Origin of the sequence: Streptomyces sp. ActVer, assembly GCF_027270795.1 — a bacterium.
Classification (GTDB): domain Bacteria; phylum Actinomycetota; class Actinomycetes; order Streptomycetales; family Streptomycetaceae; genus Streptomyces; species Streptomyces umbrinus_A.
In genome coordinates this window covers 1-9164 of record NZ_JAPWHT010000413.1, presented here as the reverse complement: position 1 = coordinate 9164, position 9164 = coordinate 1, and the positions used below count along the sequence as shown (strand labels likewise).

The following is a 9164-nucleotide window of genomic DNA, read 5'->3' as shown; positions in this document are numbered from 1 at the left end:
TCCTCCGGGCTTCCCTTCGGTCTTGCGTTTCCGACTCTATCAGACCGTTTTCCGATCCGATTTCCTCGGTGCTTTCCGGCCTTTCGGCCTTCCGGCGGTGTTGACCGTATCAGATCCTTTCGGGTCTGACTCCCTGTCAATCGGGTTTGTCTTTGCGGCTGTTGGGCCGTTCCGACGTTCCAAACTTTAGCGGATCCTCTCGGCAGTTCCTAATCGGGCTGCCGACCCCAAATCGAATTGAATTCGGGCACGCCGAATTCGCCCCGGTGGGGAGATCGTGCGGATGGTTTGGTGTGCCGCTTCTGCGGCGGAGGTGCTGTCGCAGAACCGTTACGGCCCCGCGGCAACTCGAAGAACCTTACGGATCGGCGAGGGGAGTGTCAAGTCTCCCCCGGGCGGCCATCCGGCAAACCAGCGGCGGGCAGGAAGTCCGAGCCGGGGCCGAGCCCCAACTCGGGCCTCAGTCAAGGTCGGTGAGTCGGCCGCCGGCGTCCGGCTGGGCGTGCTCCACGCGGCGAAGCAGCCGGGTCAGCACCTCGCCGAGGACACCGCGATCCTCCGGGGAGAGGTCCTGGAGGAGGTCTTCCTCGAAGACCGTGGCTAGGCGCATGGCTTCCAGCCACTTCCCGCGCCCCTCCTCTGTCAGCTCGACGATGACGCGTACGCGGTTGGACTCGTCGCGTTCCCGGGTGACCAGGCCCTCCGCGACCATGCGGTCGATGCGGTGGGTCATGGCGGCCGGGGTGAGGCCGAGTCGCTTGGCGAGGTCGCTCGGGCCCATTCGGTAGGGGGCACCGGAGAGGACGAGGGCCTTGAGGACCTCCCACTCGGCGTTGCTGATGCCGAGGGTGGCGGTCTGGCGGCCGTAGGCGACGTTCATGCGGCGGTTCAGGCGGCCCAGCGCCGAGACGATCTTCTCGACCTGGGGGTCGAGGTCCTGGAATTCGCGCTGGTAGGCGGCGATCTGCTCTTCGATCGTCGGCTCGCTGACGCGGCGGGTGTCACCCATGGCCGCAGTATGGCACGCGCCCGCTTGGCGTTGAAGTCCTTCGGGATGTACTGTTTAGATCCTAACTTTAGCTTCGAAGTCTTCACCTCTAACTCCTGAGGCAGACGTAAGACTTCTCCTACCAAGGCAGGTGAAAGTGACCAGGGCGATGGGCGCTGAGATGCGCCGGATCCATGTGGGCAACGCACTCAGCGCGTTCGGGCTCGGCTTTACCGTCCCGTATCTGTACGTCTATGTGGCGCAGGTACGGGATCTTGGTGCGATGACGGCGGGGCTCGTGCTCGCCGTCTTCGCCGTGGCCGCGCTCGTGGTGCTGCCGTTCGCCGGGCGGGCCATCGTCCGCCGGGGCCCGCTGCCGGTGCTGCTCACCGCCCTGGTCACCGCCTCCGTCGGAGCGCTGAGCCTCGGGCTCGCGAGCAGCTCGACGACCGTGCTGCTCTCAGCGGCCGCGCTCGGTGCCGGTCAGGCCGTGATGCAGCCGGCGCTCGCGACGATGATCGTGGACTTCTCCTCGGCCGAGACACGGTCGCGCGCCTTCGCCACCCAGTTCTTCCTGCAGAACCTCGGGCTCGGGGTCGGCGGGCTCATCGGCGGTCATCTCGTCGACGCCTCGCGGGCGAGCTCGTTCACGCTGCTGTTCTCGATCGAGGCGGCGATGTTCCTGCTGCTCGTGGTGGTCATGGTGACCGTACGGATGCCGCGTGCGCCCAAGGTCGAGGGGGCTCCGGGAGGGGCCAGGGGCAGCTGGAAGCAGTTGCTCGGCAACCGGGCCATGGTGCAGCTGTGTGCGGTGGGCTTCGTGCTGTTCTTCGCCTGCTACGGGCAGTTCGAGTCGGGGCTGAGCGCGTACGGCGTCGAGGCGGCGGGGATCTCCACGTCCGCGCTCGGGACCGCCCTTGCCGCGAACACGGCGATGATCGTGGTCGCCCAGTTCGCCGTGCTGCGGTTCGTCGAGCGGCGGAAGCGGTCCCGGGTGATCGCCGCTGTCGGCCTGATCTGGGCCTTCGCCTGGGTCGTCGCCGGGTACGCGGGGCTCGGGCACGCCAGCCAGACCATGGCGACGGCCGCGTTCGTGTCGACGTACGCGCTGTTCGGGCTAGGGGAGGCGATGTTGTCGCCGACCGTGGCGCCGCTGGTCGCGGATCTGGCGCCGAGCGGGATGGCGGGTCAGTACAACTCCGCCTTCGCCCTGGTGAAGCAGCTGGCGCTCGCGGTCGGGCCTGCGGTGGGCGGCCCGATGGGGGCCTCGCTGCATGCTCCGTACGTCGTGACGTTCCTGCTGTTCTCGCTGGGGATCACTTTCCTGGCGGTGCGGCTGGGGCGGCAGCTCACTCCCGTACAGAATCAGCCGTCGTTGGCGAAGAGCCGGGTTGTCGCGCGGGGCGGGGCTTCGGCGGATGCGGTGCAGACCGCCGCCTGACTGGCGTGCAGGGCTTGAGAGACGGAGGACGGCCGTCACCACTGATGTGGTGGCGGCCGTCCTGGGTTTTGCGCGGAGGTGTTCAGTGGACGGCTGTCACCAGGGTGGACGTGAACGGGAGCGTTGCCGTGCCGTCGGGGTTCGTGTGGTCGGTGAGGGTCGCGGCCACCGCCTCGGCGGCCTGGGTGAGACGGTCCGGGCCGCCCGCGTCCTCAATGGCCCGGCCCCAGGGGACGGCCGAGAGGTGGCCGCGGGCGAAGGCGGCGAGCGGGGGCAGAGTGATGCCGAAGGTGACGTCACGGCTGACCACGTCGTGGAAACCCGCGGCGGTGAGGGCGGCCGTGAGGCGTTCGGCGGGGCAGGAGAAGGCCATCGCGAAGTGCGCCTCGGCCTCCGGGCCGCCGTACTCGGTGATGGCGCGGTCGTGGGCCACGAAGTACGGGGAGCGGTCCCGGGCGGCCCAGGCCGTGGCGGCGAACCGGCCACCGGCGCGCAGGACCCTGGACACCTCGACGAGGGCCGCGCCGAGGTCGGGGAAGAACTGGACGCCCTGCTGGCAGAGGACGGCGTCGAACGTGTCGTCCGGATAGGGGAGGCGGTCGGCGGGGGCCACCGTGAACTCGATGTCCGGGTACATGCGAGGCGCCTTGGCGGCGGCCACCTTGAGCATGCCCTCGTTGAAGTCGGCGGCCGCGACATGGCCCGTGGGGCCGACCCGGGCGGCGGCCGCGCGGGCCACGAAGCCGGTGCCACAGGCGAGGTCGAGGACCTGGTGGCCGGGACACAGGTCCACAGCGTCCAGCACCGCCTCGACGAACGGTGCGTTGATCGGTGCGCCGTACTCCTCGTAGCGCTCGGGAGCGCTGCCTTTGAGCTGAAAGCCCGTTTCGTCTGCCTGGGGTGAGCTAGCCATGGGTGAGCTACTAGCACCGCCGGCCGGGTCCGACCAGATGGCGCGCGGCTCCCGGGTCAGGTGGTGCGCGGAAGTGCGAACTCGCACCACACCGCCTTGCCGCCGCCCGGGGTGCGGCGGGAGCCCCAGTTCGAGGCGATGGTGGCGACGATCGCGATGCCCCGGCCGGACTCGTCGGCCGGCTCGGCCCGGCGGCGGCGCGGGAGGTGGTCGTCGCCGTCGGTGACCTCGACGATGAGGCGCCGATCGGTGCGGCGGAGTCTGAGACGCATGGGCGGGGTGCCGTGTTGGAGGGAGTTGGCGACGAGCTCGCTCGCGGCCAGTACGCCGAGGTCGTGCAGGTCGGTCGGGAAGCGCCAGCTGGTGAGGACGCCGGAGGCGAAGGCACGCGCGCGTGGGGCCGCTTCGACGCCGCCGAGCAGCTCCAGGGCGGCGTTGCGGAAGAGCTCGCTGTCCGGTCCCGTACGGGCCGGGTGCTGGAGGACCAGGACGGCGACATCGTCGTCGTGGTCGGCGGTCACGCCCGCCGAGCGGACCAGGCGGTCGCAGACGACCTGTGGGGTGCCGGTGGCGCCTGCGAGGGCGCGCTCCAGGGAGGCGATGCCCTCGTCCAGGTCCGCGTCGCGGCGCTCGACCAGGCCGTCGGTGTAGAGCACGGCGGTGGAGCCGGGGCCGAGGGGAATCGAACCGGAGGCGTGCATCCAGCCGCCCGTGCCGAGCGGGGGGCCGGTGGGTTCGTCGGCGCGCAGGACCGTGCCGCTCTCGTCGCGGACGAGGATCGGGAGGTGGCCGGCGGAGGCGTACACCAGCCGGCCCTCGTTCGGGTCGTGGACCGCGTACGCGCAGGTGGCGATCTGGTTGGCGTCGATCTCCATGGCGAGGCCGTCCAGGAGCTGGAGGACCTCGTGCGGGGGCAGGTCGAGGCGGGCGTACGCCCGGACGGCCGTGCGGAGCTGGCCCATGACGGCGGCCGCGCGGACGCCGCGGCCCATGACGTCGCCGATGACGAGGGCGGTGCGGCCACCGCCGAGGGTGATCACGTCGTACCAGTCGCCGCCGACCGCGGCTTCCGTGCCGCCCGGGTGGTAGGTGGCGGCGACGCGCAGGTCGTCGGGCTCTTCGAGCTCCTGGGGCAACAGGGAGCGCTGGAGGGTGACGGCGGTCTCGCGCTGCCGGCGCTCGCTGGCGCGCAGGCGCTCGGCGGCCTCGGCGTGGTCCGTCACGTCGGCGGCGAAGATCAGCACGCCACTCCCTTCGGGGGTGGCCGAGACCTCGACCGGTGTGCACGTGAACGTGTACGAGCGGCCTCCGGGGGCCTTGCGGGACTTGACCGTACGGGGCTTGGAGCTGCGCAGGACCTGGTCGAGGAGCGGCAGCAGGCCGATCTCGGCCAGCTCGGGGAGCGCGGTGCGGGCGGGCTCGCCGGCCGGGCGGACGCCGAAGGCCGCCACATAGGCGTCGTTCACGTACGCGAGGCGGTGGTCCGGGCCCTGGACCACGGCGACGAGGGCCGGGATGCGGCCGAGGACCTCGCGGACCGGCAGCTCGTCGACGACGGGCAGGAGCGCCGCGTCGGACAGCCGCTCGGCGCGTGCCGCGGGCACGGAGCCCTCCGAAGGGAGCGCCGTCGGCGAATCCTCGGTCCGCGCTGCCGCGCGGCGCTGCGTTCCGGGGAGCCGGGCGCTCCAGCGCGTGAAGTTCACAGTGGGACAGGCCTCGTGGGTTTGAAGAGCGAGCGGTCGGCCCGCCCATGGTGTGGACCAGTGTGTCCGACCGGACCGACATCCGTCAGACGCGGGCGCGGCCGATGGAGTTCCTGGGTCCGGTCAGGACGACCCCTTCGGGTTCTGAGGAGGCTTTCCACCGGCCGCGAGTTCGAACTCCGCACGGGGATGTTCGAGCGAACCGAGGGAGACGATCTCCCTCTTGAAGAGCCCCGACAGGATCCATTCGGCGAGCACGCGGGCCTTGCGGTTGAAGGTGGGCACCCTGCTCAGGTGGTAGACGCGGTGCATGAACCAGGCAGGGTAGCCCTTCAGCTTGCGCCCGTAGACGAACGCGACACCCTTGTGCAGTCCCAGGGAGGCGACCGAGCCGACGTACTTGTGCGAGTACGTCTCCAGGGACTGACCGCGCAGCGAGCGGGCGATGTTGTCGGCGAGGACCTTGGCCTGGCGCACGGCGTGCTGGGCGTTGGGGGCGGTCTCCGTGCCGGGCTCGGCGGCGGTGACGTCGGGGACGGCGGCGGCGTCTCCCGCGGCCCACGCGTGCGTGGTGCCGTCGACGGTCAGCTGGGCGGTGCACTTCAGGCGGCCGCGTTCGTTCAGCGGGAGGTCGGTGGCCGCGAGGACGGGGTGCGGTTTCACGCCGGCGGTCCACACGACCGTACGGGTCGGGAAGCGCGCCCCGTCGCTGAGGACGGCGACGCGGTCCGCGCAGGAGTCGAGGCGGGTCTCCAGGCGTACGTCGATGTTGCGGCGGCGCAGCTGGGTGACCGTGTACTTGCCCATGTCCTCGCCGACCTCGGGGAGGATGCGGTTCGAGGCCTCGACGAGGATCCACTTCATGTCGTCGGGCTTGACGTTGTGGTAGTAGCGCGCGGCGTAGCGGGCCATGTCCTCCAGCTCGCCGAGGGCCTCCACTCCGGCGTAACCGCCTCCCACGAAGACGAAGGTCAGGGCGGCGTCGCGGATCGCGGGGTCGCGGGTGGAGGAGGCGATGTCCATCTGCTCGATGACGTGGTTGCGCAGCCCGATGGCCTCTTCGACGGTCTTGAAGCCGATGGCGTACTCGGCGAGCCCGGGGATCGGGAGGGTCCGGGAGACGGAGCCGGGGGCCAGCACGAGTTCGTCGTACGTGATCTGCTCGGGGCCCGTGCCCTCCTCCTCGGTGGCGAGGGTGGTGAGGGTCGCGGTGCGCTTGGCGTGGTCGATGGACGCGGCCTCGCCGATGACGACCCGGCACTGGTCGAGGACCCGGCGCAGCGGCACGACGACATGGCGCGGGGAGATCGAGCCCGCGGCGGCCTCGGGCAGGAACGGCTGATAGGTCATGTACGGGTCGGGCGTCACCACGACGATTTCCACGTCGCCCCGCCTGAGCTCGGGTTTCAGCTTCCGCTGGAGCCCGAGAGCGGTGTACATCCCGACGTAGCCGCCGCCGACAACGAGAATGCGCGCACGTTCCTTCACTCACCCATGACGCACCGGCTACGGGAGTTTGTCCACAGGCCCGTCAATTTGTGTGACCGGGCGCCTGAGACGCGCAGGGTTGGCCGATTTGCCGGAGTGCGGGGAAGCTTCGCAGGTCAGCGGGTGTGAGCGGGGTGGAAGTAGGGGGCGCAACCGGGACGTATGCGGCCCGTAGCCCGATCGGGGGGCGCTCCGTGCGGAACCTGCCCCTTCTGAATTGACCCCCACTCAACTATGTTCGTGTGTCATCGGGGTGTAGGGGGATGCGCTCGACGGGTCCGTGCGGCGAGACCGCACGGCGAAGGCTGTTCCGCTCGCTCCGGCTGTCAATGGCGGGGAGAGTCTCCGGGGGGAGACGTCATTACCGGGGGAACACATATGCACATTCAGGACTCTCAATGGTCTTCCGCGTCTGCCATCGGGGCGGGCGGCGCGATCAGTGCGGCGGCAACGAACGGACGCGGCGTGGGGGACCCGTCGCGCACGACGCCACTGCGCGTGGACGCACAGCGCAACCTGGAGCACGTACTTCGAGCGGCCCGTGAGGTCTTCGGCGAGCTGGGGTACGGCGCGCCGATGGAGGACGTGGCGCGGCGCGCCCGCGTCGGTGTCGGCACGGTGTACCGGCGCTTCCCGAGCAAGGACGTCCTGGTCCGGCGGATAGCCGAGGAGGAGACCTCCCGGCTGACCGACCAGGCACGCTCCGCGCTGGGTCAGGAGGACGAGCCGTGGTCGGCGCTCTCGCGCTTCCTGCGGACGTCGGTGGCCTCCGGTGCCGGTCGGCTGCTGCCTCCGCAGATCCTGCGGGTGGGCGTCGGCGACGAGGGGTCCGAGGGCACGGTCCTGGACGAGACGCGGGTGCCGCAGCAGCGGTCCCAGCCGCTCTCGCCCGAGCTGCGGCTCGTGGAGCAGCGGCCGGCTCCCCTGCAGGAGTCCGTCGAGGTCGTGTCGATCGAGGACGACGCCGGCGCGGCGCAGCTGCTGGAGGTCGTGGGGCGGCTCGTGGACCGGGCACGTGCGGCGGGCGAACTGCGTGCGGACGTCACGGTGGCGGACGTGCTGCTGGTGATCGCCACGGCGGCGCCGTCTTTGCCGGATGCGGCTCAGCAGGCTGCGGCTTCGGCTCGGTTGCTGGACATTCTGCTGGAAGGGCTTCGGTCGCGGCCGGCGTAGCGCCCCGGGGGCGCTGGTGCGGGTGCCTCCGGCGGGGGTGCGTGTGGGTTCGTTGTCGGGTGCGGGGTCGTGGGGGCTTGTCGCGCCCACGCGGCGAAGCCGCACAACGTCACAGCCCCGCGCCCCTGACGGGCGCGCTTTCGTCAACCTGCTCGGCAGGGAAGGTGGTTGAGTCTTCCCAGTTCGGGTGAACGGTAGTGCTGTGGTTCGGCAGGTCTCCACGGACGAGTGGTTGGTCCGTTCCTCCGGGTAACAGCGGTGGGTCCGTGTGGCACTCTTTCCCGGTGTTCGGGTCCGAGTGTGCAGGCGGGGGCTTTCCGCGATGAGCGTTGACGGGCGGGACGAGTCACCCGGTGAGGGTGGCGCGGAGGCCGGTGGGCTGCCGTCGCCGCAGGTGCCGAGCCAGGGCGGCCGGGCGAAGGGCACTTCTGCCGGAACCCCGGAGGACGTGCCGGCCAGAGGCACCGCCCCGGAGGCCGTTCCGCCGCAGCGGGATCGGCGCGAGTGGCACGACAGCGGCGTACTGCCGCCCCCGATCGAGTTGCCGCCCGCCGACGCAGAGCTGATCGAGCGGATGCGCTCGGGCGACGACACCGCGTACGAGGAGCTGTTCCGGCGCCACGCGGACGCCGTCCGCCGGTACGCGCGCACCTGCTGCCGGGACGCCCACACCGCCGACGATCTCACCGCCGAGGTCTTCGCCCGCATGCTCCAGGCCGTACGCGGCGGGCGCGGCCCCGAGCACGCCGTACGCGCCTATCTGCTGACGACCGTACGACGCGTCGCGGCGAGCTGGACCAAGTCGGCGAGGCGCGAGCAGCTCGTCGACGACTTCGCCGTGTTCGCGGCGCAGACCGCGCGCGGCTCCGAGGTGTCCGACGACGACACGCTGGACCTGGGCGCGGACGTGCGGGCGATGCACGAGGCCGAGCAGTCGATGGCCATGCAGGCGTTCCGGTCGCTGCCGGAGCGGTGGCAGGCCGTGCTCTGGCACACCGAGGTCGAGGACGAGTCGCCGAGCGAGGTCGCCACGCTCTTCGGGCTGGACGCCAACGGCACACGCGTCCTGGCCAGTCGGGCCCGAGAGGGCCTCAAGCAGGCGTATCTCCAGGCCCATGTGAGCGTCACGCTCACCACCGACGAGGAGTGCGCGCGCTACGCCGACCGGCTCGGCGCGTACGCGCGCGGCGGGCTGCGCACACGCGCCGAGCGCGGGCTGCGCAAGCACTTGGAGGAGTGCGCCAAGTGCCGGCTCGCCGCCGGTCAGATCAAGGAAGTCGCCGGCGGGATTCCCGCGGTCGTACCGATCGCCGTCATCGGCTGGTTCGGTGCCGCCGGGTACGCGAAGGCGGCCGCGCTCATCGCGGGCACCGTCTGCGAGGCCGCGCGGGACGGGCGACGGCTCGCCGCGGCCATCGAGGCGGCCCGGGCGGTGCTCGGCCCCGACGACGTGCTGCC

7 protein-coding genes are annotated in these 9164 nt (G+C 71.2%); 3 read left to right on the top strand and 4 right to left on the bottom strand.

The genetic code is table 11. From position 1 onward, the window contains the following. Window positions 1-460 precede the first annotated feature (460 nt). Complete coding sequence (locus O3Q52_RS42025; RefSeq protein WP_269653814.1) at window positions 461-1009, bottom strand: MarR family winged helix-turn-helix transcriptional regulator; 549 nt, start codon at window positions 1007-1009, stop codon at window positions 461-463. Window positions 1010-1157: 148 nt separating this feature from the next. On the opposite strand from O3Q52_RS42025, the gene O3Q52_RS42020 reads away from it, so the two are divergent. Then, the gene (locus O3Q52_RS42020) at window positions 1158-2429 is read left to right on the top strand and encodes an MFS transporter (protein WP_269653813.1); all 1272 of its coding nucleotides are present in this window, start codon (window positions 1158-1160) and stop codon (window positions 2427-2429) included. Between the two features lie 82 nt (window positions 2430-2511). Here O3Q52_RS42020 and O3Q52_RS42015 read toward each other — a convergent pair whose 3' ends face one another. From O3Q52_RS42015 to O3Q52_RS42005, 3 genes are all read right to left on the bottom strand, one after another. Beyond that, window positions 2512-3342, bottom strand: a complete 831-nt coding sequence (locus O3Q52_RS42015; RefSeq protein ID WP_269653812.1) for a class I SAM-dependent methyltransferase — start codon at window positions 3340-3342, stop codon at window positions 2512-2514. Between the two features lie 56 nt (window positions 3343-3398). Further along, window positions 3399-5045, bottom strand: coding sequence for a SpoIIE family protein phosphatase (locus O3Q52_RS42010; protein WP_269653811.1), 1647 nt, complete (start codon window positions 5043-5045; stop codon window positions 3399-3401). Window positions 5046-5168: 123 nt separating this feature from the next. Further along, window positions 5169-6533 carry an NAD(P)/FAD-dependent oxidoreductase gene (locus tag O3Q52_RS42005; protein ID WP_079053612.1) on the bottom strand — a complete coding sequence of 455 codons (1365 nt, stop codon included), beginning with the start codon at window positions 6531-6533 and terminating at the stop codon, window positions 5169-5171. A 378-nt stretch (window positions 6534-6911) separates the two neighbouring features. Here O3Q52_RS42005 and O3Q52_RS42000 point away from each other — a divergent pair, with 378 nt between their 5' ends. Beyond that, window positions 6912-7706: a TetR/AcrR family transcriptional regulator gene (locus tag O3Q52_RS42000; RefSeq protein WP_269653810.1), complete on the top strand. Its 795-nt coding sequence runs from the start codon at window positions 6912-6914 to the stop codon at window positions 7704-7706. Window positions 7707-8028: 322 nt separating this feature from the next. Further along, the coding region (locus tag O3Q52_RS41995; RefSeq protein WP_269653809.1) for a sigma-70 family RNA polymerase sigma factor at window positions 8029-9164 on the top strand (1136 nt) is incomplete at its 3' end.

Bases quoted from the DNA above. Each gene is read 5' to 3' on its own strand.
- O3Q52_RS42025 (WP_269653814.1), bottom strand. From the start codon at position 1,009: ATGGGTGACACCCGCCGCGTCAGCGAGCCGACGATCGAAGAGCAGATC.
- O3Q52_RS42020 (WP_269653813.1), top strand. From the start codon at position 1,158: ATGGGCGCTGAGATGCGCCGGATCCATGTGGGCAACGCACTCAGCGCG.
- O3Q52_RS42015 (WP_269653812.1), bottom strand. From the start codon at position 3,342: ATGGCTAGCTCACCCCAGGCAGACGAAACGGGCTTTCAGCTCAAAGGC.
- O3Q52_RS42000 (WP_269653810.1), top strand. From the start codon at position 6,912: ATGCACATTCAGGACTCTCAATGGTCTTCCGCGTCTGCCATCGGGGCG.